Annotated in this window: 26 protein-coding genes; 20 read left to right on the forward strand and 6 right to left on the reverse strand. The window is 48.1% G+C overall.

What is annotated here, in order from left to right; translation table 11 throughout:
* Window positions 1–86: 86 nt before the first annotated feature.
* Together O9X78_RS18570 and O9X78_RS18575 are read right to left on the reverse strand one after the other, a co-directional pair.
* Window positions 87–908, reverse strand: coding sequence for a TonB-dependent receptor plug domain-containing protein (locus tag O9X78_RS18570; RefSeq protein ID WP_269621229.1), 822 nt, complete (start codon window positions 906–908; stop codon window positions 87–89).
* A gap of 180 nt (window positions 909–1,088) precedes the next feature.
* On the reverse strand, window positions 1,089–2,102 hold the full coding sequence (locus O9X78_RS18575) for an NADP-dependent oxidoreductase (RefSeq protein ID WP_269621230.1): 1,014 nt from the start codon (window positions 2,100–2,102) through the stop codon (window positions 1,089–1,091).
* Window positions 2,103–2,331: 229 nt separating this feature from the next.
* On the opposite strand from O9X78_RS18575, the gene O9X78_RS18580 reads away from it, so the two are divergent.
* Together O9X78_RS18580 and O9X78_RS18585 are read left to right on the forward strand one after the other, a co-directional pair.
* Window positions 2,332–3,093 (forward strand): SDR family NAD(P)-dependent oxidoreductase, encoded by a 762-nt coding sequence (locus O9X78_RS18580; RefSeq protein ID WP_269621231.1) that lies wholly within the window; start codon window positions 2,332–2,334, stop codon window positions 3,091–3,093.
* An 88-nt stretch (window positions 3,094–3,181) separates the two neighbouring features.
* Window positions 3,182–3,613, forward strand: coding sequence for a nuclear transport factor 2 family protein (locus O9X78_RS18585; RefSeq protein WP_269621232.1), 432 nt, complete (start codon window positions 3,182–3,184; stop codon window positions 3,611–3,613).
* A gap of 61 nt (window positions 3,614–3,674) precedes the next feature.
* Here O9X78_RS18585 and O9X78_RS18590 read toward each other — a convergent pair whose 3' ends face one another.
* Entirely contained in the window at window positions 3,675–4,364 is a 690-nt protein-coding gene (locus O9X78_RS18590) for a TetR/AcrR family transcriptional regulator (protein WP_269621233.1), read from the reverse strand.
* Window positions 4,365–4,554: 190 nt separating this feature from the next.
* Between O9X78_RS18590 and O9X78_RS18595 the strand changes: the two genes are divergently transcribed.
* The 8 genes from O9X78_RS18595 to O9X78_RS18630 all read left to right on the forward strand — a co-directional run bounded on the left by O9X78_RS18595 (window position 4,555) and on the right by O9X78_RS18630 (window position 12,917).
* The gene (locus O9X78_RS18595; protein WP_269621234.1) at window positions 4,555–5,526 is read left to right on the forward strand and encodes a thiamine pyrophosphate-dependent dehydrogenase E1 component subunit alpha; all 972 of its coding nucleotides are present in this window, start codon (window positions 4,555–4,557) and stop codon (window positions 5,524–5,526) included.
* A gap of 21 nt (window positions 5,527–5,547) precedes the next feature.
* The gene (locus O9X78_RS18600) at window positions 5,548–6,579 is read left to right on the forward strand and encodes an alpha-ketoacid dehydrogenase subunit beta (RefSeq protein ID WP_269621235.1); all 1,032 of its coding nucleotides are present in this window, start codon (window positions 5,548–5,550) and stop codon (window positions 6,577–6,579) included.
* A gap of 2 nt (window positions 6,580–6,581) precedes the next feature.
* A complete protein-coding gene (locus tag O9X78_RS18605) occupies window positions 6,582–8,081 on the forward strand; it encodes a dihydrolipoamide acetyltransferase family protein (protein WP_269621236.1) in 1,500 nt (499 codons plus the stop codon).
* Between the two features lie 11 nt (window positions 8,082–8,092).
* Window positions 8,093–9,484: a dihydrolipoyl dehydrogenase gene (gene lpdA, locus O9X78_RS18610; RefSeq protein WP_269621237.1), complete on the forward strand. Its 1,392-nt coding sequence runs from the start codon at window positions 8,093–8,095 to the stop codon at window positions 9,482–9,484.
* 8 nt (window positions 9,485–9,492) lie between these two features.
* Window positions 9,493–9,921 (forward strand): Zn-ribbon domain-containing OB-fold protein, encoded by a 429-nt coding sequence (locus O9X78_RS18615; protein WP_219044651.1) that lies wholly within the window; start codon window positions 9,493–9,495, stop codon window positions 9,919–9,921.
* Between the two features lie 4 nt (window positions 9,922–9,925).
* Complete coding sequence (locus O9X78_RS18620) at window positions 9,926–11,068, forward strand: thiolase family protein (protein ID WP_269621239.1); 1,143 nt, start codon at window positions 9,926–9,928, stop codon at window positions 11,066–11,068.
* Window positions 11,069–11,102: 34 nt separating this feature from the next.
* A complete protein-coding gene (locus tag O9X78_RS18625) occupies window positions 11,103–12,488 on the forward strand; it encodes an aromatic ring-hydroxylating oxygenase subunit alpha (protein ID WP_269621241.1) in 1,386 nt (461 codons plus the stop codon).
* A gap of 117 nt (window positions 12,489–12,605) precedes the next feature.
* Window positions 12,606–12,917: a Rieske (2Fe-2S) protein gene (locus O9X78_RS18630; RefSeq protein WP_269621243.1), complete on the forward strand. Its 312-nt coding sequence runs from the start codon at window positions 12,606–12,608 to the stop codon at window positions 12,915–12,917.
* Window positions 12,918–12,964: 47 nt separating this feature from the next.
* Here O9X78_RS18630 and O9X78_RS18635 read toward each other — a convergent pair whose 3' ends face one another.
* Complete coding sequence (locus tag O9X78_RS18635) at window positions 12,965–13,969, reverse strand: NADP-dependent oxidoreductase (protein WP_269621244.1); 1,005 nt, start codon at window positions 13,967–13,969, stop codon at window positions 12,965–12,967.
* 272 nt (window positions 13,970–14,241) lie between these two features.
* On the opposite strand from O9X78_RS18635, the gene O9X78_RS18640 reads away from it, so the two are divergent.
* The 6 genes from O9X78_RS18640 to O9X78_RS18665 all read left to right on the forward strand — a co-directional run bounded on the left by O9X78_RS18640 (window position 14,242) and on the right by O9X78_RS18665 (window position 19,736).
* A complete protein-coding gene (locus tag O9X78_RS18640) occupies window positions 14,242–15,384 on the forward strand; it encodes an NAD(P) transhydrogenase subunit alpha (RefSeq protein ID WP_269621245.1) in 1,143 nt (380 codons plus the stop codon).
* Window position 15,385: 1 nt separating this feature from the next.
* Entirely contained in the window at window positions 15,386–15,679 is a 294-nt protein-coding gene (locus O9X78_RS18645; RefSeq protein WP_269621246.1) for an NAD(P) transhydrogenase subunit alpha part 2, read from the forward strand.
* On the forward strand, window positions 15,679–17,040 hold the full coding sequence (locus O9X78_RS18650) for an NAD(P)(+) transhydrogenase (Re/Si-specific) subunit beta (protein WP_269621247.1): 1,362 nt from the start codon (window positions 15,679–15,681) through the stop codon (window positions 17,038–17,040). The genes O9X78_RS18645 and O9X78_RS18650 overlap by 1 nt, the downstream gene beginning before the upstream one ends.
* A 93-nt stretch (window positions 17,041–17,133) precedes the next feature.
* Window positions 17,134–17,547 carry a nuclear transport factor 2 family protein gene (locus tag O9X78_RS18655; protein ID WP_269621249.1) on the forward strand — a complete coding sequence of 138 codons (414 nt, stop codon included), beginning with the start codon at window positions 17,134–17,136 and terminating at the stop codon, window positions 17,545–17,547.
* Window positions 17,548–17,765: 218 nt separating this feature from the next.
* Window positions 17,766–19,115: an aromatic ring-hydroxylating oxygenase subunit alpha gene (locus O9X78_RS18660; RefSeq protein WP_269621250.1), complete on the forward strand. Its 1,350-nt coding sequence runs from the start codon at window positions 17,766–17,768 to the stop codon at window positions 19,113–19,115.
* 189 nt (window positions 19,116–19,304) lie between these two features.
* A complete protein-coding gene (locus tag O9X78_RS18665) occupies window positions 19,305–19,736 on the forward strand; it encodes a nuclear transport factor 2 family protein (RefSeq protein ID WP_269621251.1) in 432 nt (143 codons plus the stop codon).
* Between the two features lie 362 nt (window positions 19,737–20,098).
* Here the strand turns inward: O9X78_RS18665 and O9X78_RS18670 are convergent, their stop codons facing one another.
* Window positions 20,099–20,374: a WS/DGAT domain-containing protein gene (locus O9X78_RS18670; protein ID WP_269621252.1), complete on the reverse strand. Its 276-nt coding sequence runs from the start codon at window positions 20,372–20,374 to the stop codon at window positions 20,099–20,101.
* Between the two features lie 99 nt (window positions 20,375–20,473).
* Here O9X78_RS18670 and O9X78_RS18675 point away from each other — a divergent pair, with 99 nt between their 5' ends.
* Window positions 20,474–21,313 carry a tyrosine-protein phosphatase gene (locus tag O9X78_RS18675; protein ID WP_269621253.1) on the forward strand — a complete coding sequence of 280 codons (840 nt, stop codon included), beginning with the start codon at window positions 20,474–20,476 and terminating at the stop codon, window positions 21,311–21,313.
* A 58-nt stretch (window positions 21,314–21,371) separates the two neighbouring features.
* A complete protein-coding gene (locus O9X78_RS18680; protein WP_269621254.1) occupies window positions 21,372–22,028 on the forward strand; it encodes a TetR/AcrR family transcriptional regulator in 657 nt (218 codons plus the stop codon).
* A gap of 138 nt (window positions 22,029–22,166) precedes the next feature.
* Here O9X78_RS18680 and O9X78_RS20970 read toward each other — a convergent pair whose 3' ends face one another.
* Window positions 22,167–22,514 (reverse strand): DUF1295 domain-containing protein, encoded by a 348-nt coding sequence (locus O9X78_RS20970; RefSeq protein ID WP_350339246.1) that lies wholly within the window; start codon window positions 22,512–22,514, stop codon window positions 22,167–22,169.
* Window positions 22,515–22,556: 42 nt separating this feature from the next.
* On the opposite strand from O9X78_RS20970, the gene O9X78_RS18685 reads away from it, so the two are divergent.
* Together O9X78_RS18685 and istA are read left to right on the forward strand one after the other, a co-directional pair.
* Window positions 22,557–23,609: an IS110 family RNA-guided transposase gene (locus tag O9X78_RS18685; protein ID WP_269621255.1), complete on the forward strand. Its 1,053-nt coding sequence runs from the start codon at window positions 22,557–22,559 to the stop codon at window positions 23,607–23,609.
* A 386-nt stretch (window positions 23,610–23,995) separates the two neighbouring features.
* The coding region (gene istA, locus O9X78_RS18690; protein ID WP_269621256.1) for an IS21 family transposase at window positions 23,996–24,654 on the forward strand (659 nt) is incomplete at its 3' end.

The following is a 24,654-nucleotide window of genomic DNA, read 5'->3' on the forward strand; positions in this document are numbered from 1 at the left end:
CTCAAACAGAAGGTATCGAAGCACATGCGTATGCTGCAACGGAAGCCACATCGTGTCCGCAAATATTTTAAGCACGAGAAAATTCGTTATGCCGCATAACAGATACCAAAATCCGCCGGGTTAATAGGATCTACAGCAACAGTCAACCTCGCCAAGGTTTCTTCTTCGCCCGGCGCGTCGCGGTTATCCGCAGGTGAGGTGTAAGTGGTTGAACTTCCGTCAGCAACATCAAATGTCGTATATGGCTGCTCTTTAGACTGGTTACTAAAATAGCCACCGTCCATTTCACTGTGCCTAATAGAGAAACGCGCTTTCACTGTATCGCTGAGTGGGCCAGACACAATACCTTCTAAGCGATACTGTTCTGCTTCAAACTCATAGCCCGCACGAACAATCGCTTCAAATTCGTCGGTAGGCTTGGCAGAAGTAATCGATACCACACCGGCGGTTGCGTTTTTACCAAAGAATAGCGCTTGTGGGCCTTTCAACAATTCTATTTGTGCTAAATCAAACATACCCTCGTTAAGGACACGACCTTGACCGTAATAAACACCATCCAGAACCACGGCTACAGATTGCTCAATACCAATACTGGTTGAACTAGAACCGATACCACGCAATGTCATTTGAGCACCGGAACCGTTAGACGAGCGCCCCACAAAGAACTGTGGAGACAGTGCTGCAATTCGTTCTAAACTGGTGACATCGAACTTTTCAATTCTCTCCTGAGAAATTGCGCTGACCGCAACAGGCGCGTCCTGCAATGTCTCTTCACGCTTACGCGCCGTGACCAGAACCTCTTCTAGGCCACCGCGAGCGGCATTTTCCTGAGCATAGGACAATCCTGGGAGAAACAGAGTACTCCCAATTGCTATCGCAAGTGGAGTCAGTAGAAAGTGCTTATTCATAGTCTATCCTCTGATGACGTACATCATTATTAATATTAGTTATTCACGTTCTTCGGGGGCTTCTGAAGACGGAGTTGGTATTACCAACACGTGAGAATCTCTAAAATATCACTCAAATCAAAAAAAACCAACAAAATTGTTTTTATTATTAATAGCGAGATTATCGCGATCATCAAAAGATCAGAAAAGCTTAACTAAGCTCTTCCCTAAATTTTTACCCGTCAACATATCGCAGAACGCGGCTGCAGTAGTCGAAATACCATGAGTAAGGCTAACTGGTGCATTTAGCTTCCCTTCCGCCACCCACTGGCTTATCACTGTAGCGGCATCCTCATAGTCGTCGACATAATCAGAGAACATGAAGCCTTCAGCGCGAGCGCGTTTGGTAATGAGTTCCCACATATTACGCACCCCAGCGTGGCTATCATCGTCGTATTGGGATATTGCGCCACACAGCACAACCCGCGCTTTTAAGGCAAGATGCGGAAGCACAGTATCTAGCATCTCACCGCCAACATTATCAAAGTACACATCGACACCATCTGGCGCGAGCGCTTTAATACTTTTATCTAGGCCTGGCTCAGAATTGTAGTTAATAACATCGTCGTACTGCAGATCTGTAGTCAACCATTTACATTTTTTGTCAGAGCTACTAATGCCAATGGTTCGACAGCCTAGGATCTTTGCCATTTGGCCGACCAAACTACCCACGCCACCCGCCGCTGCGCTAACCAGAACGGTGTCGCCAGCTTTCGCTTTACCGATATCCCTTAGACCAAAATACGCGGTCATTCCCGATGGACCCAGTACACTTAAATGATGCTCCTCAGTAACACCATTACCCACGTCTACAATAGTCATTAAGTCACTGCCGTCAGCAATACTGTAGGTTTCCCAAGCCGTTCTTCCCACAACATGGACCCCGACTGGATAATCTGGATGACGAGATTCCACAATCTCGCCTAACACAATACTTTGCACCGCTTCGCCGAGTGGCATGGCTGACAAGTAGTTATCTGAAGCGCCTTCATTCATCCACTGACGAAATCCGGCATCTAAGGACAGATAGCTATTTTTAATTAAAAATTGGCCCTCCCCTATAGATGGACAGTTGCCCTCAAGCAATTGAAAATTATCAGTTTTTAAAACCCCATCGGGGCGACTAGATAGAACAACTTTCTGAATTTTTCTCATAGGGAAACTCATTATTTATTGTTAGTGGCGTAAAACGAAAGCAGGCCTGAAAAATATCGTGTCGTAGAGTTGCCAAGACATACTTTTTGGCTCAATATAAAACAGTCAGACTTGTTTTTATTTGAGGATACACGATTTCATACAAAAATCGAACAGCTAACCTCAATTAATTGATAGCGCCTATATAGGGTGCTGTGTATACCCACTAATAATGTAATAAGGAATTATAATGACTCGTTTACATAATAAAGTTGCCCTAATCACTGGCGCCGCATCTAAGCCTGGCCTTGGCCGCTCTATCGCCCTAGCGTTCGCAAAGGAAGGCGCTAAACTCGTCCTTACAGATATCAATGCTGAAGGCTTAGAAAGAACATTAGCAGAAGTTAAAGAGCTCGGCGCCGAAGCCATTTGCCTACCTCAAAATGTGACGTCTGAACAAGGCTGGATCGACACAGTTTCAGCGGTCGAGGCCAAGTTTGGCCAAATGGATATTCTAGTAAACAATGCTGGCGTTGCGGTTTTGCGAAATGTGGATGTTATGACATTGGACGAATACGAGCGCCAAATGGACATCAATATGACTAGCGTCTTTCTTGGATGCCGTGAAGCAATTAAAGCAATGCGCAAGACTGGCGGCGGCTCAATCGTGAACATGTCATCTGTCGCCGGCCTAGTTGGAATGCCCGGCACTGGCGCCTATGGCGTAAGTAAAGGCGGCGTACGCCTGCTTACCAAGACTGTGGCGCTCGAAAATGCCCGCCACAACATTCGCTGTAATTCCGTACACCCAGGAATGATAATGACGAACATCCAAGAAGATGCGATGCGCGACAATCCGGCGCAATTTGACATACTTGTAGACTCCATCCCAATGGCAAGACTGGGTACCCCAGAAGAAGTTGCAAACTGCGTATTATTTCTTGCCTCAGACGAATCTAGCTACGTATCTGGCAGCGAACTTGTGGTCGATGGCTGCCTTGTTGCGCAGTGATCTCCAGTATTTCACTTGGCTCTTGCCGGCGGGAGAAAAACCCGTCGGTATAAGAAGTAGAAATATCTAATAACATCAGGAGATTACAATGATCGACACAAAGCAATTGATACAAATTCGGGAAATAGAAAACTTAATTTTAGAATACGCAACTGCACTAGATAGAAAGGAATATGACTTACTAGACAATGTATTTTCTGTCGATGCAAAGGTTGAGTATGTTGGCATAGGTGAGTGCACCGGCACAAAGGAAGTGAAAGACTTGGTCTGTGGTGTATTAGAGCAATGCACTGAAACCCAGCATATGCTCAGTAATATTCGCGTAAAGCTGGACGACAATACCGCTACCGCGACGTGCTACCTACAAGCTCTGCACCTTGGAAAAGATAGTTACGAAGGCCATATTTTGACATTGTGGGGTGAGTACAGTGACGAACTCGCGCTAACAGACGCTGGCTGGCGCATTACCAAACGAAAACTACGCACCATCTTTAGCGAAGGCGACATTGGCTTAAGTTAATCAGTGAAACAGCTATTAAAAAAGGCCGTAAATGCGGCCTTTTTTAATATATCCATCAAGCTTATTTAGCAGGGTCTTCACCCAATCGGGATTCTATCGATTCGTCATAAATTTCCATCAGAATTAATGCCAAATAATCGATTACTTTTTTAACTCTCGCATTTCGACGCGTCGACATCTGACTCAACGCCATACCCTTCATAAGAAACTGCACCAAATCATGCGCTGGTTCCAAGGCAGGTAATTTTTGCCAATGCGGGAATACCGATTTAGCCATTTGCAAAAATTGCTTTTCAAAATCTTTCTCGACCGGATCCATGACTGCCTTTAATTCAGGGTCTGTACGCGACGCACCCAACAATTCTTGATAGGCAATAAACGACGGCATATTGACGTAGTTCCAGGCCATCTCTACCGAGTTACGAATGTCCTTATTAGTTAACTGAGCGTCAGGCATGTCGATATCAGCCATTAACTCCATATACTCTTTCAGACGCAGCTCATGAAGATAGGCAATAACCGCCTTCATCACCGACATTCTAGAGGGGAAATGATGCATCATTGCCCCCCTCGACACACCCGCATGGTTAGCAATGAGCGCTGTCGTGGTATTCGCATAACCAATTTCTATAAAACAGGTCATCGCTGCATCTAAAATTGCCGTCCGGGTCATCGCGCTTTTCTCAGCCTGCCAACCCGCTTCTTTCTTCGGCGCCTTCACAGCGGCCTCCTTCGATGACGTTTTTGCCATTATCTATTCCTTTAACAGCTTACAAAATGCCGCATTAGACTGGTAATTATCGCGTCAATTTACAATAACAGACACGTGCTTGTATATATCCTACGACAAAATTCAACACCAAACAAACTTGCTTGTTTTTTTAATTATTTGGTGTAAGCTTAAATCAGCCTATAAATAACCAGTAATAAGGGGCAGTTTTATGCCATACGATTCAGAATTTCTATTGCGTGCTTACCGCACGATGAAAACCATCAGAATTTTCGAAGAACGCTGTATCAAAGAATTCGAAGCTGGAAATGTTCCCGGCTTCGTGCACGCGTCGAACGGCCAAGAATCCATTGCGGTCGCCTCCTGTATTGATCTCAGCGATACCGACATTATCGGCAGTACCCACCGCGGCCACGGCCACTCCATTGCCAAAGGCTGCGACGTTATTGGCATGATGAAGGAGATCATGGGTAAAGCCACCGGCCTGTGTAAGGGTAAAGGCGGCTCCATGCATATCGCCGACTTCGATAAAGGCATGATCGGCGCCAATGCCATTGTTGGTGGTGGTCAGCCTCTCTGCAACGGCGCGGCGCTGGCCTCCAAAACACTGGGCACCAAAGATATCGCCATGTCCTTTGGTGGGGACGGCAGTGCCAACCAGGGCACAGTATTAGAGTCCCTAAACTTCGCCGTTGTCCTAAAACTGCCCCATGTTTTTATGTTTGAAAACAACGGCTACGGAGAAGGTACTGGCGCTAACTACGCGCTAGGCTGCGAAAGCTTAGCTGATAGAAACCGCGCTTTTGGCATGCCTTCTGAGCACGTAGACGGCACTGACTTCTTCGCAACGTATGAGCTTTGCAAACGCGCTATAGCCCACGCCCGCGATGGCAAAGGTCCGTTTGCCATCGAAGCGGAAACCGTTCGATTTGATGGTCACTTTATCGGCGATCCACAACTATATCGTGGCAAAGACGAAATCAAACTCGCTAAGCAAAACCGCGACTGCATAAAGATATTCCGAGAACGCGTACTTAAAGAAGGCTGGTTGAAGGCCGAGGATATGGACGCCATCGACACCGAGGTTATTGCGCTGATTGAAACCGCAGTGAAAGAGGGTCTTGCGGCACCCAACCCAGACCCAGAGACCGACCTCATGGCTGACGTTTACTGCTCTTACTAGAATTTCAATTAGGAACTAAGCATGACTAATAAAATAAAAGGCCCAAGCTCAATCAAAACCTATCGCGAAGCGATTAACGATGCGCTGCGACAAGAAATGCGCCGCGACCCACGGGTTATTATTCTTGGCGAAGAAGTGTCTGGCGGCGCTGGCTGCGAGGGTCAGGATGACGCCTACGGCGGTGTTTTTGGCGTAACAAAAGGACTGATGCCCGAATTTGGCCGCGAGCGGGTGATTGATACCCCTATCAGCGAATCAGCCATTATTGGTGCCGCTGCGGGTGCCGCAAACAATGGTTTACGCCCAGTAGCAGAACTTATGTTCTTCGATTTCATCGGCGTTTGTTTCGACCAAATTTTTAACCAAGCTGCAAAGTTTCGCTATATGTTTGGTGGAAAGTCGCGCACCCCAATGGTTATTCGCGGCACTGTCGGTGCTGGCTGGCGCGCTGGTGCACAGCACTCCAGCATGCTGCACCCCGTAGTGACCCATATTCCCGGCTTAAAGGTAGTTATGCCGAGTAATGCTTACGACGCTAAAGGCCTGTTAATTCAAGCCATTAGAGATGACGATCCGGTTCTTTTCCTAGAACACAAGATCATGTATGACCTAAAGTGCGAAGTACCCGACGAGGCCTATGCCATTCCCTTCGGCGAAGCGGCATTCCCACGGGAAGGCACCGACGTCACCATCGTCGCTATTTCTAATATGGTACACCGCGCGATTCAAGCCGCTGACGAGCTCGCTAAAGAAGGTATTAGCTGCGACGTTATTGACCCACGCACCGTCTCCCCTCTCGACGAAGAATCTATTTTAGAGAGCGTAGAAATAACTGGTCGCTTAGTGATCGTTGACGAAGCCCATGAGCGCTGCAGTCTTGCTGCAGATATATCAAGCATCGTGGCTGAGAAAGGCTTCGCCAGCCTGCGCGCACCGATTCGTAAAGTCACCGCCCCCCATGCACCCGTGCCATTTTCACCGGTTTTGGAAGACGCCTATGTACCGAGTGTTGAGCGCATCATCCGTGCCGTTAAAGACGTCTTGGGAGCCTGATCATGTCAGTAATTACAGCCGTTACCATGCCCAAATGGGGCATGGAAATGTCCGAAGGTGTCATCAGTAATTGGTATTTCGCCGTGGGCGACGAGGTCACCGAAGACGCCGATTTAGTTGATATTGAAACCAGTAAAATCGTCAATACCATTACTGCCCCATGCAGTGGTGTTCTGCGCGCCATTATTGCCAACCCTGGCGATACATTTAATGTCGGGCATCTTCTGGGGGTTATTGCGCCCGCAGATGTTAGCGACGATGAGGTAAATGCATTTATCCAAAAATTGTCTGGGCAAGCAGCGCCGCAAACCGCGCCTACGGCTGAACCTGAGGCCGCGCCAGAAATCACACCGGTTGCAGACAATAGCCCGGCAGAAACGCAAGCAGCAACGCCCACTAGTGAAAAAACGTCGGTATCACTTGGTGCTCTTTCTAAGGGCGGTGACGATAGTGAAGTTTCGGCGACGGTTATCGCGCGACGACTTGCAAAGCAGTATCAAATAAACCTGAATAACATCTCCCCTACCGGAAGTCATGACAGGGTTAACAAGGCTGACATTGAAGCCGCAATACGGTCGGCCGGTGGGCAGATTGAACGTCCGGCAACAAGTGTAGACAGCGCCAATATTAATCGCGATGACAGTGATGTTAAAGCTACGTCAGTCGCCCGTCGCCTTGCTACCAGCCTTAAGGTTAATCTACTTGACTGCCGTGCCAGTGGTGACCGTGGCCGTGTATGCAAAGCAGATGTGGAAGCTGTCGCTGCCCGTCGCAATACACCACCACCTGCTGTTGTCACTCCACCTGTTGACGATACTCCCGAGTTTACCGAAGTGGCAATGTCTGGCATGCGCAAAGTCATTGCCAAGCGCCTTCAGGAATCAAAACAAACTGCACCCCATTTCCGGGTCAATGTAGACGCCTGCATTGATGAGCTACTCGCAACACGCACACAAATTAACAACGCTAATCGACAAGCAAAAGTGTCGGTAAATGATTTTATTGTTAAGGCCTGCGCCTGCGCGCTGCAAAAAGTACCGGCCATGAACATCCAATTTACCGGCGACACCATTCGTCAGTTTAGCCATGCGGATATTTCGGTAGCGGTTGCTATTGATGACGGCTTGATAACGCCTATTGTTAGGGCTGCAGAAACCAAGGGCTTACTGTCCATATCAAACGAAATACGTGATTTAGCCACCCGCGCGAAAATCGGTCGTTTAACACCGAATGAGTTTCAGGGTGGCACCTTCTGCGTGTCCAATTTGGGTATGTACGGTATCAAAAGTTTTGATGCCATTATTAACCCACCACAAGCGGCAATCCTCGCAGTCGGCACAGGCGAACAACGTCCAGTGGTACGCAATGGAGAACTCGCTGTTGCAACGATGATGTCACTGTCGCTGGCCAGTGATCACCGTGTAATTGATGGTGCCCTCGCCGCCGAGTTTATGCATTGCCTGAAAGGCTTCCTTGAACAACCAGCAACGATGCTGGGTTAAGGGAGATCACCATGAGCGATTTCGATCTTATCGTTGTTGGCGGTGGTCCAGGCGGGTATGTGGCGGCAATACGTGCCGCCCAACTCGGCTTTAAAACTGCGCTAGTTGAAAAGGCCGACCTCGGCGGGGTGTGCCTAAACTGGGGCTGTATCCCCACAAAAGCCCTACTCCGTGGTGCCGATATTGCCCACACGCTAAAACATGCGGCTCACTTCGGCTTTGATATCGGCACCCCAAAATTCGACCTCGCTAAACTGGTTGGCCACAGTCGCAGCACGGCTAAGCGTTTAAGCCAGGGCATAAACTATCTAATGAATAAAAACGCGGTGACCGTCATTCGGGGACACGCAAAAATAACCGCGCCGTTCACGCTAGCTGTAAGCACCGATACGGGTGAGCAGTCCTATCGCGCAGACCATATTATTTTGGCAACCGGCGCGCATGCTCGAGATCTTCCGAACATCAAAGTTGACGGCAAACTGATTTGGGGCGCCCGCGAAGCGATGACACCCACAGCGCTACCAGAACGTTTACTGGTGATTGGTGCTGGCGCCATCGGCGTAGAATTTGCCAGTCTCTACAATGATCTTGGTAGTGAAGTGACATTAGTAGAAGCCGCGAATCAAATCGTTCCGGTAGAAGACAGCGATGTCTCCGCCCAGCTAGCAAAAAGCTTCCGCGAACGCGGCATTCGTATTCATACCGACACCACCGTCAATACTGTTGAGCATCACGCCAACAGTGTTACCGCTGAACTAAAAACCGCCAATGGCAATGAAAAAATCACCGTAGACCGCGTCATTTTAGCCGTGGGCATAAGCGGTAATATTCAAGACCTTGGCTTGGAAGAACTTCACGCTGATATCGATCGCGGCTTTATAAAAACCGATCCTTTTAGCAAAACGAATATCATTGGCCTATATGCCATCGGCGATGTTGCCGGTCCTCCATGGCTAGCGCACAAAGCCAGCCATGAAGCCGTCATCTGTGTCGAACGTATTGCCGGTATGGCCAATACCAAAGCACTTCGCAAAGATCGCGTGCCCGGCTGCACCTATTGCCGCCCGCAAATTGCTAGTGTCGGAATGACTGAAGCAAAGGCAAAAGCCGCCGGACGAAATATTCGCGTTGGTCGGTTTAATTTAAACGCCAACGGCAAAGCGCTCGCCATCGACGAGAGCGTCGGCTTTGTTAAAACCATCTTTGATGCCGAAAGTGGTGAATTGCTGGGCGCGCATATGATTGGCGCGGAAGTCACCGAGCAAATTCAAGGCTTTTGTATTGCACAGCAGCTCGAAGCCACTGAGCACGAACTAGCAAACGCCATCTTCGCACACCCTACTCTGTCCGAGTCTATGCATGAATCCGTGCTCGACTCCCTGGGCATTGCTATTCATCAGTGAGAGTAGATATGACACAACAGATCGCGATTAAAGAAGGCCTGTTTACATGGCCCGCAGAAAAGCCTGAGTTATTAGGCAGCCGCTGCATACACTGTGGAGAAGCGGCTTTTCCTGCACAAAATGATTGCCGCGCTTGCGGCTCAAGAGAAACCGAGATAACAGCACTGGGCAACCGCGGTACGCTCTGGACATGGACTATTCAAAGCTTTATGCCCAAGTCACCCTATCTTAGTGACGAGACACCCGAAACGTTTAAACCCTACGGCGTAGGTTATGTAGAGATGCCTGGCGGCGTGCGTGTTGAAAGCAGGTTTGAATTAATTGAAGGCCAAGTACCCCATATTGGTATGTCATTGGATCTTGTGATCCTGCCCTTCCGAACTGATGAAAGCGGACAAGAAATTATGATGTTCAGCTTTAAGCCCGCCGAGGAGTAAAACAATGGACGTCGCCATTATTGGAATTGGTCTACACCCCTTTGGTCGCTCACCAACACTCACGGGGCAACAACAAGGCGCCAGCGCTATTCGCACCGCACTGGCAGACGCAGGACTGACGTGGAAAGACATGCAGTTTGCTTACGGCGGCAGTCAAGACGGCGGCAACGCCGACGCGCTAGTAAATGAACTCGGTCTAACCGGGCTGCAATTCACCAATATATGGAATGGTTGCGCCACCGGCGGCAGCTCATTACATGCAGCATATACAGCGATTAAATCGGGTGAATACGATATTGGCGTTGTTGTCGGTTTCGATAAACACGCTCGTGGCGCCTTCAATCCCAAGCCCAGCGACTGGGGTCTGGACGATTGGTATGGCGAAAGTGGCATGATGTTAACTACTCAATTTTTTGCCATGAAGTTCCAGCGCTATATGCACGATCACGGCATATCGAACGACTCGCTAATTCGCGTATCGGAAAAAGCGTTTCAGAACGGTGCGCTAACGCCAACAGCATGGCGCAGAGAAGCCTTGTCCTATGAGCAAATTGCCAACTCGATGATGGTGAGCGACCCGCTGCGCAAATATATGTTTTGTAGCCCAGCAGAAGGTGGCGCGGCATTGATTTTGTGTAATGCCAATATCGCCGAGCGCTATACAAAGAAACCCATTTACTTAAAAGCGGCGGCTGTGCGCACACGCCACTATGGCAGCTTCGAAGTATTCAGTCCGTCACAGGCAATGAACGTTGCCGATGCACCGACTGTCACTGCGTCTAAAGCCGCATTTGAACTCGCCGGTCTAGGGCCTAAAGATGTCGACGTAATGCAATTACAAGACACCGACAGCGGCACCGAAATTATCCATATGGCAGAGAATGGGTTTTGCGAGCACGGCGAACAGGAAATGTTATTGCGTGAAGGCGCAACCAAAATTGATGGCGCCATGCCGGTCAATACTGACGGAGGCTGCCTGGCCAACGGAGAGCCCGTGGGTGCATCCGGTTTACGGCAAGTACACGAAATCTGTGTACAGCTGCGCGGCGAAGGCGGTGCTCGACAAGTGCCGGGATCGCCCAAGGTAGGTTACACCCATGTATACGGCGCGCCGGGACTAAGCGGCGTAAATATTCTTACACGATAACTGCAAATAATATAAAAATTGGGAGTCACACTCTATGACTACGAATAGCAAACCACGGCAACAAGGCGGCGATGTTCGCTGCGAAGGAACTTCATTCCAAGATCTTCTTGATTTTGAAGAAGTCGATGTCCCCGCGTACCTACGCGAAAATACCTGCGACTACATGGGCGATGATGACATTGATATGTCACGCTGGATTTCTCGTGAATTTCATGACAAAGAAGCGAAAAAATTATGGCCGAAGGTTTGGCAGATGGCCTGCCGAGCGGATGATATTCCTGAAGTAGGTGACCACCACGTTTACGAAGTGATAAACGAATCGGTCATTGTGACACGAACCAGTGAAAATGAGATCAAAGGTTTCATCAATTCATGTCTGCATCGCGGTCGTATTTTACGCGACGAAGACGGCCACGTTAAAGAATTCAAATGCCCCTTCCACGGAGCAACGTGGAGTTTGGACGGCGAATTTCAGGGTATTCCCTGCCAGTGGGATTTCAAACATTTCGATAATATGGATATGAGCCTACCCCAAGTAAAAGTAGGGATATGGGGCGGTTTTGTGTTCATCAATTTCGACGAAAATGCAGTTTCACTTGAAGAATATTTAGCGCCTATGCCAGACCACTTTAGCCGCTTTCCTCTTCAAGAATATTACAAAGCCGTTCATGTTCAACGCGAAGTACAATGCAATTGGAAGGTTGGCGCCGAGGCATTTATGGAATCATTCCATACAGTGGCAACCCACCGCGAAATTTTAACCTTTACCGGTGACGCAAACTCTCAGTACGACACCTTTGGTGATAATGTCAGCCGCTCAGTCACACCTATGGGTACGCCTAGCCCACATCTTTCAGGTGTAACTGAAGAAGATGTAATGCGCGATATATTGGAACTGTCCGGTCGCATGGCACTTAGCTCTTCAGAAGGACAACTGCTACCAGCCGGTGTCACAGCCCGCAAGTATGTAGCGGAAACCAACCGTAAAATATATGAAGAAGCCTCTGGCGAAGACTTATCTGACGCTACCATGGCCGAACTCGAAGATGCGATTTTGTACAGCGCCTTCCCTAACTTCCAAGTATGGGTGGGTTATCACGGCAATATCGTCTATCGCTTTCTGCCCAACGGTGACAATCACGACAGCTGTATATTTGATGTGATGATTCTTCTTCGCCACCCCAAAGGTAGTAAGAAGCCTGAATCTGTTCCTGTCCATAAACTAGCGGCGGATCAATCCTTTACCGTAGCAGAGGAATTAGGAGCGCTTGGCCCGGTGTTTGATCAAGACGATGGCAATATGCCCGCAGTACAAAAAGGCATGATGGCCTCTAAAAAAGGACGAGTAAGTTTAGCGTCTTATCAAGAAAGTCGTATTCGTCATCTTCATCAAACGATAGACAAATATCTCAACGCGTAAACCTGAACCCTTGGCCGGGGCCCCCTCCTGTCTTTTTTCAGGATTTACGTTATTTCAATGCTAAACTTATGGTCGTATTTACGAACACATTTCATCATCAAATAAAAAGTGAACACAATGACTAGCTATCACAACACTTTCCTCGCAAGCGAACTTGACGACAACAGCAACAAAGCTATTGTCATTAATGGAAAGAGCATACTTATTTGCAATTCTGGCGGTGACTTGTACGCAATAGATAATCTGTGTACGCACCAGCGCGCCGAGTTAGAAGGTGGAAGAATAAGGAATTGCTTTATTTCATGTCCTTTGCACGGCGTTCGTTTCAATTTAGAAACGGGAAAACCGATGGGCCAAATGACAAATATCCCTTTAACGACTTACCCAGTGCAGATATCAGACGAAGGTATTATTCAAGTCGAATTATAGCGACAAAAAAAGGCGCTGAATACAGCGCCGAACGCATGACAAACTTTTTACACCTGGATGAGCATTTTTCCATTGTTACTACCATCGAATAATCGATTAAAAGCAGTAACGCAATTATCAAATCCTTTCACAACATCTTCTTTAAATTCAATCTTGCCTGCGTCAACCCACTCCCCCAGTGTCACTGCAGCTTCCGGAAATTTATCCAGATAATCACTAACAAGAAAACCCCTTACCTCTGCGCTTCGTGCTAGTATTTGCCACCAGTTATAGGGGCCAGGGACAGGCTCTGTTGCGTTATAAGACGCAATAGAACCACAGAATAAAACCCGCGCATGCGAATTCAGATTAAGTAGCGCAGCGTCTAAAATGTCACCACCGACATTGTCAAAGTATACGTCCACGCCTTCTGGACAGGCCCTTGCAATCGCGGCCGTCATATCAGTCGTGGTTTTATAGTTGATAACATCATCGAAACCAAGATGTTTAACCCACTCGCACTTTTCATCGCTGCCGGCCATGCCAACAACTCGGCAGCCCATCAGTTTAGCGATCTGCCCACCGATTGACCCAACCGCACCCGCAGCGGCACTCATTAGTAGAGTTTCACCTGGCTTTAAGCCCGAACGATCGGTAATCGCAAAGTAAGCAGTTAATCCCACCGCGCCCATCACACTTAAATAGTAATTTACCGGGTAAGGACTATTTTCAGGTATTTTATTCATAAAAAAACCATTAGAAACGCTATAGGTTTCCCAGCCGCTTAGTCCGTAGACCATATCCCCTACCTGATAATCCTTGTGGCGGCTCTCTACTACCTTGCCAACCGTAGAACTGCGGATAACACTGCCAATTTCAATAGGCGGCATATAGCTCGGCTCATCGCTCATCCACCCTCGTATCGCTGGATCAATGGAGATAAACTGATTTTCGATCAACATTTCCCCATCTTCGATGTGTTCTATCAGCTGTTCGCGCTGGGGTACCGCTTTATCGGTGACAACACCGTCTGGCCGCTCTTTTAGATAGAACTGCTTATTTTTATAATTCATAAAAATCACCGCTAATTGAAGGTATGTTTTATCGCACTAATAGCACTTTCATTCCGAAGTCTACCAACATCTAATTCGAGTCATTCTCCAGAATATACGGAAGCAAACTCGATCAACAGAATTTAGCGCCAAGAATTAAGTCTAGATTCTATCGCGACATCATTAAAAATACAAACATGATTGTTTTATTTATTATCTTGTGTATAGTTCGTGATTGAGCGCAGTGATTAAAACAAAAAAACACTGCATGCCAATATTGTTGGAGACTTTACATGCTGATAGCCGTACCCAAAGAGGTCGCTCCCGGCGAGCGCCGTGTGGCACTAATCCCTGAATCAATTAAAAAGCTATGCCAACTCGGTGCGGAGGTCTCTATAGAAGCCGATGCCGGTGCCGGTGCTGGCTTTAAAGACACTGACTACACCGATGCCGGCGCAAGTATCGCCGCTGATCGCCAATTACTGCTCAGCGGTGCCGATGTTGTCGCGCGGATTCACAAGCCGAGCATTACCGACATCAATATGTATAAGAAAGGCGCTATCTCTATAAGCTGGCTAGACCCGTTTAATGAAAAAGACCTTATAAATGCTATGCAAGACTGCAATATCAGTGCGATCTCTATGGAGATGGTCCCCAGAACCACACGCTCCCAAAAAATGGACGCATTGAGTTCACAGGCTAACTTAGCTGGCTATGTCATGGTGTCTAAGGCTATGGACAAGCTAGATCGCATTCTGCCCATGATGATGACCCCCGCGGGTACATTGAAGCCGGCGCGGGTATTTATCATTGGCGCAGGTGTCGCAGGCCTTCAGGCCATTGCCACGGCAAAGCGACTTGGCGCTAAAGTAACCGCCTTTGACACACGTTCAGTCGTTGCAGAACAAGTGCGCTCATTGGGCGCCAAGTTTCTCGATATTGATCTAGGTGAAACCGGCCAAACCAACGATGGCTATGCAGTGCAACTCACGCCAGAACAATTGCAAAAGCAAAAAGACGGACAGAAGGCCGAGATAGCCGAATCGAATGTCGTTATCACCACAGCCCAACTGTTTGGCCGCAAGCCGCCAGTCATTATTTCTGCAGATGCCGTTGCCGCAATGAAATCCGGCAGTGTCATAGTGGATATGGCCGCCGAGAGTGGCGGTAACGTCGAAGGATCGGTAGCCGGTGAAAATATTGTTACAGAGAATGGGGTAACCATTATAGGCACGGGCAACTGGGCCAACGAGGTTCCCCGTGACGCCAGCCAAATGTATTCGGCAAATGTATTCAATCTCATCGACGAATTTTGGAACACCGACACAAAATCTATGGCCTTAAATTTCGAAAATGATCTTATCGGCTGTGTCATTACCCACGACGCGCAGGTGGTCAATGGTGCCATTCGCAAACACTACGGTCTGGAGGACTGACATGGAAATTTATGTATTTTTGGCATTCATTTTAATGCTGTCCATATATCTTGGCTTTGAGCTTATAAATAAGGTACCCGCCACGTTACATACACCGCTTATGTCGGCGTCCAATGCCATTTCAGGAATTACCTTATTGGGTGCACTGATCATTGCCGGCAGAACCTCATCGCCAGAACTCAAGACAATAATTGGTTGCGCCGCTGTGCTATTGGCCACCATCAACGTCATTGGCGGCTACGCGGTAACTGACCGCATGCTAGCCATGTTCAAAAATAAGAAAGAGAGCAAATAATGAATACCACTTTATTTATCGGCATTTGCTATGTAATAAGTGCTGCACTGTTTATTTTAGGACTCAAGTTGCTAGGCTCGCCAGCTACCGCGCGTAAGGGCAATATCATCTCCGCGGTCGCTATGCTAATAGCGGTTCTTGCAACGTTACTTGATCAGCATATTATTGATTACCGCTACATTGCCGTTAGCATGGCCGCCGGTTCGGTTATCGGTCTTTATATCGCAAGAAAAGTAGCCATGACCGCCATGCCGGAAATGGTGGCGCTGTTTAACGGCCTAGGTGGTATGGCCAGTCTATTGGTGGGCGTAGCCGCCATAGAAATAGGCATCAATGCGTTTATTGGCTTCACCATTTTCTTATCAATACTGATTGGCGGGGTTACCTTTACGGGCAGTCTTATTGCTTGGGGAAAACTCAGCGAAAACCTCGTCGGCCGCCCAATTATGTTTAAGGGACAGGCCGTTGTGAATTCTGTGACCATTTTACTTATGGTCATTAGCTGCGTTGTTTTCTCGGGATCACCAGAAAATACAACATATCTGTATGTTGTTATCGCCTTAGCTTTGGCGTTTGGTGTTCTTGCCGTTATTCCTATCGGCGGTGCCGACATGCCCGTGGTTATTTCCTTGCTGAATAGTTATTCAGGCCTCGCGGCGTGCGCAGCCGGTTTCGCTATCAACAATAATTTGCTTATCGTCGCCGGATCACTGGTGGGTGCGTCGGGTATTATTTTGACGCAAATTATGTGCAAAGCAATGAACCGCTCCTTAAGTAATGTCTTACTATCTGGCTTTAGCGCAGTAAAAAACTCCACGCTAACTATCGAAGGCGAAGTAAAAGCAATCAGCGCTCAAGACGCTTATTATGTGCTCGAAGCGGCAAGTACTATCGCCATTATTCCGGGTTACGGTATGGCCGTTGCTCAAGCGCAACATGCGGTTAAAGAATTACAGGAATTGCTCGAGAAGAATGATGCCGAAGTCATCTACGGCATCCACCCCGTTGCCGGGCGCATGCCGGGGCATATGAACGTCTTACTAGCAGAGGCTGATGTCTCCTATGATTTACTATTAGAAATGGATCACATCAACCCGCGCATGGAAAATGTTGATGTTGCTATTGTGATAGGCGCAAATGACGTCGTTAACCCTGCCGCGAGAGATATGGAAGGTAGTCCAATCTACGGTATGCCCGTTATCAATGTCGACAAAGCGAGAACCGTTTTTGTTATGAAGCGGTCTATGGCATCCGGTTTTGCTGGCATCGACAATCCTCTATTCTTTAAAGATAACACTCGCATGTTATTCGGTGACGCAAAGGAAACACTTAGCCAACTTATACGCGAATTGAGCAACTAGCTCGACGCCACATTTAGCGAAAAATAGTTTTACATAAATACGCGTTTTATAGCGTTATTACTTACGACCATAACGACAATAAGGAGCTACATTATGTCATTTACTGGAAATTTCGAAGATCGTCTGATGATTCGCGAACTAATGGATACCTATGCAGACGGCGTTAATCAGCGCAGCACCGAAATTTGGGCGTCAACCTGGGCAGAAGATTCTGAATGGAATCTCACCGTTGTACCCGGCATGGAAGAACTAAAAGGTAAGAAGGACATTGTTAACGGTTGGGAACAGAGCATGGCGCTATTTCCCTTTGTATTTATGGCAATATCTCCAGGCTATATCCGCGTGACGGGCGACACCGCTACCGCGCGTAGCTATACCGCTGAAGTGGCGGTGATGCAGGATGGCACCGACCTTCGCCCACGCGGTCAGTATGATGACGAACTAGTAAAAATCGACGGAAAGTGGTTCTTTAAACGCCGTACGTTTATTTCATTGCACGGCGAGTAAGGCCGCGCTCCAGGCGCTGATATTAAGACTACGTTTAGGAGGAGTTAAATGCTTCTCCTATGCTTAGTGACTAAATACCGAGCAGGTAAATCCGATAGTGATAGTCTTAATTAAAAAAACAATCTTTATTGTTTATTTGAAAGCATAAGCATAAACTATCAAACGTAGAAAGCCGACAGGCGCATAATAAATTGGCAATTTAATAGAGGTTATTACTCATGACCGAGATACCATCAAGCTCATACACCCTTACACCAGAGCTAGACCGGCCACTAAAGGTGGCTGAAGTCGCCCTTCGCAATGATGACATTTGCGCAGAGCGCTATACCAGCGAAGCCTATTCCCAAAAAGAATGGCAAAATGTGTGGATGAAAACTTGGAATGTCGCGGGCATGGCGTATCACGTCGCCGAGCCGGGCGAGACCATCACCATGAATCTGGGCAAAGAATCGATCATTTGCGTCAGAGGTGATGACGACGTCATACGCGCCTTCTATAATTCCTGCCCTCACCGCGGGACCCGCATTACAGAGGAAGGCGAATCCTTTGTAAACCAGTTTTCTTGCCCCTATCACGGCTGGCAATTCGACCTTAAAGGCGTCAATATTCTAGCGCCCAATGACGAGGACTTCCCACAGGGAAGCCCATGCGGCAAAGCGCGCTTGAAAGAAATTCAATGCCGCGATCTATTTGGTTTCATTTGGATCAATATGGATCCTGAGGCTAAATCACTAGAGGACTTTTTGGGTAAGGTCATTGTGACCGACCTTGAGTCCTATAATATTCCGGCTACTATTCGCGTGTTAAACATGACCGCGGACAGTCCCTGCAACTGGAAAATCATCACCGACAATTTCAATGAAGCCTATCATGTACAAGTGCTTCACCCCGGCTTAATTCCCTATATTGAAGCGAACTATAAAGCCTGTCAGTTCGACACCTTGCCAGAAGGTCACAACCGCGGATGGTTCCCCTCTCACAACCCCTCGATTTTACAAGAAGGTGAAGAGGTTGCGGAGCATCTAGCTGAAATTATGCGCCAATGGAGTCTAGATCCAGATGCGTTTTACGGTAAGAAAAATCACACAAAAATACGTCATGCGCTTCAAAAAGCAAAACGGGAGCTAGGCGAAGAAAAAGGCTACAAGCATTACCAAAACTACGCCAGCTACCAGTTTACCGATTACGTTATCTACAATATTTTTCCGAATACCGTCATGTCTATTGGACCAGATGGCGTGCAGCTCTTGCGTCCTCGCCCCCACCCCTCTGGTGACCCACAACGCTGCCTCTTCGATCACTGGTGGATGGTTCATCCGATAAAGGGAATTAAGACGACACCGTCACCAGCAGGTGGCCCAGACTTACCTGTTAAAGACTGTGAGTATGAACACGTCATGTATGGAGAAAAGTCGCTAGGAACGACCGCCGATGAAGATTTGAGTATTGCGAAAATGCAGCAAGAAGGCTTGAACTCATCCGGTTTCCAAGGCTTCTACTTACCGCATCAGGAACGCCGCGTGCAGCACTTCCATGAAGTATTAAACGACTATATGAGTACCGAATAAACGAATAAGCACAAACATGTAATCCTTTTTTACCCACGGCGGTGCAACAATTATGTTTGCCGCCGCAATCACGGCCCGTACGATCGCCAACTATTTCCATCAAAAATAGCAGCCAATAAAAATACAAACCGTTTCGATTGTGTTTATTGCAATCTTAACCACAAAATAGCAAGGAATATGTGACTGATTATGACAACGCTAGAGCAACGTATCCAAGACATTGAAAATCGCCAAGCCCTCAACGATGTGCTCACAAATTACATAGTCGAACTAGATAGCCTAAACAACGCCGACGACATTGTCAGATACTTTACTGACAATGTTAGCTACGATTTGAGCGGTATTAACTACCCTAAACTGAAAGGCAAAACCGCACTTCTAGAATTTTTTAATGAAGTGATCAAAACCATGTCACACAATGCACACTACGCAACCAACTTCAAAATAGATCTACTCTCAGAGAACGTCGCAAAAGCACGCGCCCACATCATAGGAATGGGATATAGCAAAGAGAATCAACGCGTCCAGTTCCATGTTCAATACCAGCTTGGCTATCAACGCATAAGTACGGAGTGGCTAATAAATGAATTTTCAGTAATACCACTGATGCCGTTCGACTAGTCATCTTTCTACGCCAGCTATCGTCGCTCTTAAATATACTTAGGGATTAATAATCCTCGCATTCCTGAGGCCCCCTCCTCACTAATTCGTTCCATTGCTGCGATTCCAGCTTCTGAATACCCTCTTCTACACAGCGACTGACTGGCGACCGCCTTGGCTGTGTGCGGACTTTTGAACGCAATCATACTTAGCGCATATGGATAATTTAAAATTCCAATTCTATAAAAATATCACGCGGCTTTTGATTTAGGCGACAGAACCCAAACTCCGCCAGTAAGCGCTCCGCCGCATAACACCGGCACCCAAACTCAGAAATTCTCAATGCTACCCATCTTATCTACCTTATAAAATTAGGCGGTAATCTAGTGATCAGATGTTTTACGCTTTGCTGATGAAGGTGCTTTTCTTTTCACAGAACAAGCCGAGATCAACTCCTGATAGGAATCTCGCAAGCACTGCTCATAAAACTCAGGATCTGGCATTACTTTTCGATCAGAGAGCACCGTTATCGCAACAGTCCCGCAGTAAATAAACACACCCAGAGCACCGAGAGCGGTAGCATAGAAGAAGATGGCTTGCAGAGGTTCCGGCATAGCAACATCGGGCGCCACCGGGAAGTTTACGCTAATCGTATTCATTGAGATAAATTCCACTTTTTTGTATGAAAGCATTTTATAGTATGGTCATACTAGCACAACATTATAGGAACACAACACTTTGGGGATTACATTAGATCAATGGAAAAAAAAGCGAATATCAATGACTCACAACACCCACCTCAAGCCAACGCCATTGAACCTGACCTACTTGGCAGCGCGCCCAACTTTCGCGATCTCGGCGGCATCACCACTAAAAGCGGACTACAGCTTCGCCACGGCGTGATTTACCGTTCCGAGGTGCTGGACCGACTGTTTTCTGAAGACCTGAAGAAATTTCATGCCATCGGGATTGGTGCCGTCTGCGATCTTCGCCACGGCAAAGAACGCGAAACCCGCCGCATTATGTGGCCGCGCGACACACCTCCCCTCTCTTTGGGCCAACCACCCAGCGAAGGTCTTGAGGCCGTGCAATCAAACACGCTTCTTAAGCGTCTCAATGCCGACGATTTCGAGGCCGAAGAGGCAATGCAAGTGCTCCGCAAAGCCTACCGCCGTATGCCGACCACCCTAGCCCCTAACCTGGCCGACGTGCTTGCGCATTTAGCAGAAGGCGATGGCTCGCCAATGCTGATCCACTGCACCTCAGGCAAAGACCGCAGCGGTTTCGTATGCGCCATGGTATTGCTCAGCCTCGACGTACCTTGGCAGACCATTGTCAATGACCACATGGAAAGCAAGCGCCGCTATCCTCTCACCAAAATCGAAAGAGCCCTCGCTGCAGCGCTGACCAGCCGCCTACCCCCTGGCCGCATGGCCCAACTGGTGGATCTAGCGACCGTCCACCCAAGCTACCTTGAAGCAAGCATAGAGGAAATTGAGCACCAACACGGAGGCGCCAACAACTACCTCAAAGACATGGCGGGCTTGACCGACACGAGGCGAGCCGCTCTACAGCGCCGACTTCTCATTTCGGCCTAAGACAGTGACAAGCCATGACAGTGCGAGCAGCTTTACATTACACTCTAGACTTCGACGTATGGAACCAGAGAAAAACGTGAAAAAAAGCACTCAGCAGCGCGTTCTTGAAAAGAGCGCTCAACTATTCAATGAATTTGGTATCGAAGCCGTTTCCATCGGCCAAATTGCCAAGGAGCTAAAAATCAGCCCCGGCAACCTCACCTACCACTTTAAACGCAAAGCCGACCTTATTTCCCAGCATCTCGATGCGCTGGAAGACATCCTTCCCAAGACCATCGAGGCGATCCCGGTTCTCTCAAATGCCCGCACCTTTGGCGCGGCTTATATTGACCTACTTCAGCTAACTCGGGAGTTCCGCTTCCTGTTCATTGGTGCTAACTACCTTCTTCAAAATGACCTTGTGTCTGAGGAGCGCTACCAACGCCTGATTGATAAGACGAAGGCCAGTTTTTTGATGCAGATAAACCGTCTGGTCGACGCTGAAATGATGTCCCCGATTAAAACGCCCTACTCCGCCTCCATGCTGGTAGACAGCATCTGGTGGCAATGGCTCGGGTGGCTTATGGCGGAACAAATAGAACCCGGAAAACATAAAATACCGGAGAAAAAACGCCTCGCCGACGCAGTGTTGCACATATTCTTCCTCAACCATCATTACGTAGATCCGAAGTTCTTCCGGCGCCTGCAACAAGAGCTGAAAACCCTCGGAAAATAACTCGACCAGCAATTCTCAAACCGGCGAGAGTATCAAAGGCATGTTTAGCCCAATGCATTAACCAAGCGAATAGCCACATAAAAAAAAGACCCGCTGCAGGTCAACTTGCAGCGGGTCTTTTGGTACAACCAAAGCGACTTATTTCTTAGGAGGCCACGGCAAGAACCCGTTGGTTTCCGCTATCACTTTCTGATACGCCGGACGCGCACCCATGAAGTTATCTTGGAATGACTTACCCAGCACCTTAGTAAGCATAATGGAGTTAAACAACGGACCAGCAATCGTCCACCAGATGTCAGGGTTACCGGCAAACGCGACAATCCAGATCCCCCACCATACACAGGTATTACCAAAATAGTTCGGGTGACGAGTATTCGTCCATACACCGGTGCGCAGGTAGCGCCCTTTATTGTTGCTGTCCGCTTTAAAGGCTTGAAGTTGATTTAATGGAATGGTCCGCCCCTCTCCCCGGGCGGGATGTTTCAGAGGAGTATAGTAGTTCCTTTGTCAGGCGCAGAGAGGCCAACCATGAAAAAAGCAGCAGCACTTCAATCAATCACGGTTATCGGTATCGATATTAGCAAATCGTCGTTTCAACTGTTTGGTGTTGATGAGCGTGGTAACCCCAGGCTGGACAAGGTGTGTAATCGAAGCCAGTTCAAAGAGTTTGTGGCTAACCTGCGGCCTTGCACTATTGGCATGGAAGCGTGTGCCGGTGCCCACTACTGGAGCCGCTATTTGCAGTCCTATGGACACCAGGTGAAATTGATAGCACCGCAATTCGTAAAGCCCTTTGTTAAATCCAATAAGAACGATCGGGCGGATGCCGAGGCTATTTGTGAAGCGGTACAACGACCGACAATGCGCTTCGTATCAGCCAAGACTGTTGAGCAGCAGGATATTCAAAGTCTCCATCGAATTCGCAGTCAAGTAGTGGCGAATCGAACAGCCCTAGTGAACCAAATTCGCGGTCTGCTTCTGGAGTACGGGGTTGATATGCCCAATGGCATCAGGCGTGCACGAGTGCAAATACCCTTGGTATTGGAAGATGCCGAAAATGGTTTAACAGAAAGGTTTCGTAATTGGCTTGCGCAACTGTACAGTGAATTGGTTCATTTGGACGAGCGAGTTTCAGGTCTCGATTCCGATATAGAGCAGATTGCATCGTCGGAGGAGGATGCAAAGCGTCTTATGAGCATTCCTGGAATCGGCCCCATGTGTTCGACTGCCCTGATTGCCGCAATAGGCGACATTAGGAATTTCAAGAATGGACGAGAGCTATCTGCTTGGCTTGGCCTTGTTCCAAGGCAGTGCTCAACCGGAGGAAAGCCGCGATTGCTTGGCATCAGCAAACGAGGCGACGTTTATCTCCGTCAGCTACTGGTTCATGGCGCTCGATCTGTCGTGCAACGGGTAGAAGGTAAATCCGACCCAAGAAGCCGCTGGCTTCAAGAGTTGCTAAAACGCAGAAACAAGAATGTTGCCATTGTGGCGCTGGCAAACAAACTGGTGCGCACAGCCTACGCGCTGCTAGCCAACAAGATGGAGTATCACCGGGATCTTGCATTACCGACCATGTGACCAAATTCATGAACTATTGCCGTCGTTCACCGAAATTCAAAGATAGGAGACTCCCCGCCGACGAGTTGCTAAGAGTAAAATCAGCGTGATGGCATGAAAGGTGAAGCCTGCGTTTCCGGAAGCCTGTTTAAGTGCAGGGCTGTTAAAAGCCGGTGATTTGATAAGGACGGAAATGCGCGTATTCCATCAGGGCCCGAAGACAAAAACTTCATTTAGAGGCCGGATATATGACTGCAACTTATCCTTCATGTACATGATGATCAGCTCTTGCAAATTGGGGCGGACCATATATGCATTTAAAACTGACCCACTACCCCCCTATATTTGCATCGAATTTTGACCCACGTGTAACACTTACCCGCAGGATGACTGCGGGGGATTTAGGAGTGATAGACGTGGCATTATTAAGTGTAATTAGACGCTGGCATTTCCGCGAAGGAATGCCCATCAGAGAGATCGCTCGGCGAACTGGGTTATCTCGTAATACCGTTCGTAAGTATTTGGCCACTGCAGTAGTTGAGCCGGCTTACCCTTCTCGTATTAGTCCCAGCAACTTGAACGACTACAAAGATACGCTGACAAGTTGGTTGTTCAGGGAGTCACGACGGCATCGTAAACAACGTCGAACAGTGAAGCAGCTATACCGCGACTTGGTGTCGATTGGCTATGAGGGCTCCTATGATCATGTTGCCGCCTTTGCTCGCCAGTGGCGAGCATCTCAGAATGATGCCAAGCGACACTCTAGCAAACACGTTTATGTGCCGCTTCGGTTTGCTCCCGGTGAAGCCTTCCAGTTTGACTGGAGTGAGGATTGGGTCAAAATCGATGGCGTTAGAACCAAGCTACAAGTCGCCCACTTCAAGCTTTGCTACAGCAGGGCCTTCTTCATCAGAGCGTACCTAGCGCAATCTCACGAGATGTTATTTGACGCCCATTATCATGCCTTCCGTACGTTTGGCGGTATTCCCCGGCGCGGCATTTACGACAACATGAAAACGGCGGTGGATAAAATTGGTCGCGGCAAGCAACGACAGGTTAATAAACG

The organism is Zhongshania aquatica (assembly GCF_027257955.1).
GTDB lineage: Bacteria > Pseudomonadota > Gammaproteobacteria > Pseudomonadales > Spongiibacteraceae > Spongiibacter > Spongiibacter aquatica.

Bases quoted from the DNA above. Each gene is read 5' to 3' on its own strand.
- O9X78_RS18660 (WP_269621250.1), top strand. From the start codon at position 17,766: ATGACCGAGATACCATCAAGCTCATACACCCTTACACCAGAGCTAGAC.
- O9X78_RS18650 (WP_269621247.1), top strand. From the start codon at position 15,679: ATGAATACCACTTTATTTATCGGCATTTGCTATGTAATAAGTGCTGCA.
- lpdA (WP_269621237.1), top strand. From the start codon at position 8,093: ATGAGCGATTTCGATCTTATCGTTGTTGGCGGTGGTCCAGGCGGGTAT.
- O9X78_RS18640 (WP_269621245.1), top strand. From the start codon at position 14,242: ATGCTGATAGCCGTACCCAAAGAGGTCGCTCCCGGCGAGCGCCGTGTG.
- O9X78_RS18615 (WP_219044651.1), top strand. From the start codon at position 9,493: ATGACACAACAGATCGCGATTAAAGAAGGCCTGTTTACATGGCCCGCA.
- O9X78_RS18635 (WP_269621244.1), bottom strand. From the start codon at position 13,969: ATGAATTATAAAAATAAGCAGTTCTATCTAAAAGAGCGGCCAGACGGT.
- O9X78_RS18665 (WP_269621251.1), top strand. From the start codon at position 19,305: ATGACAACGCTAGAGCAACGTATCCAAGACATTGAAAATCGCCAAGCC.
- O9X78_RS18590 (WP_269621233.1), bottom strand. From the start codon at position 4,364: ATGGCAAAAACGTCATCGAAGGAGGCCGCTGTGAAGGCGCCGAAGAAA.
- O9X78_RS18620 (WP_269621239.1), top strand. From the start codon at position 9,926: ATGGACGTCGCCATTATTGGAATTGGTCTACACCCCTTTGGTCGCTCA.
- O9X78_RS18605 (WP_269621236.1), top strand. From the start codon at position 6,582: ATGTCAGTAATTACAGCCGTTACCATGCCCAAATGGGGCATGGAAATG.
- O9X78_RS18600 (WP_269621235.1), top strand. From the start codon at position 5,548: ATGACTAATAAAATAAAAGGCCCAAGCTCAATCAAAACCTATCGCGAA.
- O9X78_RS18675 (WP_269621253.1), top strand. From the start codon at position 20,474: ATGGAAAAAAAAGCGAATATCAATGACTCACAACACCCACCTCAAGCC.
- O9X78_RS18570 (WP_269621229.1), bottom strand. From the start codon at position 908: ATGAATAAGCACTTTCTACTGACTCCACTTGCGATAGCAATTGGGAGT.
- O9X78_RS18580 (WP_269621231.1), top strand. From the start codon at position 2,332: ATGACTCGTTTACATAATAAAGTTGCCCTAATCACTGGCGCCGCATCT.
- O9X78_RS18595 (WP_269621234.1), top strand. From the start codon at position 4,555: ATGCCATACGATTCAGAATTTCTATTGCGTGCTTACCGCACGATGAAA.
- O9X78_RS18625 (WP_269621241.1), top strand. From the start codon at position 11,103: ATGACTACGAATAGCAAACCACGGCAACAAGGCGGCGATGTTCGCTGC.
- O9X78_RS18670 (WP_269621252.1), bottom strand. From the start codon at position 20,374: ATGAATACGATTAGCGTAAACTTCCCGGTGGCGCCCGATGTTGCTATG.
- O9X78_RS18685 (WP_269621255.1), top strand. From the start codon at position 22,557: ATGAAAAAAGCAGCAGCACTTCAATCAATCACGGTTATCGGTATCGAT.
- O9X78_RS18585 (WP_269621232.1), top strand. From the start codon at position 3,182: ATGATCGACACAAAGCAATTGATACAAATTCGGGAAATAGAAAACTTA.
- O9X78_RS18575 (WP_269621230.1), bottom strand. From the start codon at position 2,102: ATGAGAAAAATTCAGAAAGTTGTTCTATCTAGTCGCCCCGATGGGGTT.
- O9X78_RS18630 (WP_269621243.1), top strand. From the start codon at position 12,606: ATGACTAGCTATCACAACACTTTCCTCGCAAGCGAACTTGACGACAAC.
- O9X78_RS18680 (WP_269621254.1), top strand. From the start codon at position 21,372: ATGGAACCAGAGAAAAACGTGAAAAAAAGCACTCAGCAGCGCGTTCTT.
- O9X78_RS18655 (WP_269621249.1), top strand. From the start codon at position 17,134: ATGTCATTTACTGGAAATTTCGAAGATCGTCTGATGATTCGCGAACTA.
- O9X78_RS18645 (WP_269621246.1), top strand. From the start codon at position 15,386: ATGGAAATTTATGTATTTTTGGCATTCATTTTAATGCTGTCCATATAT.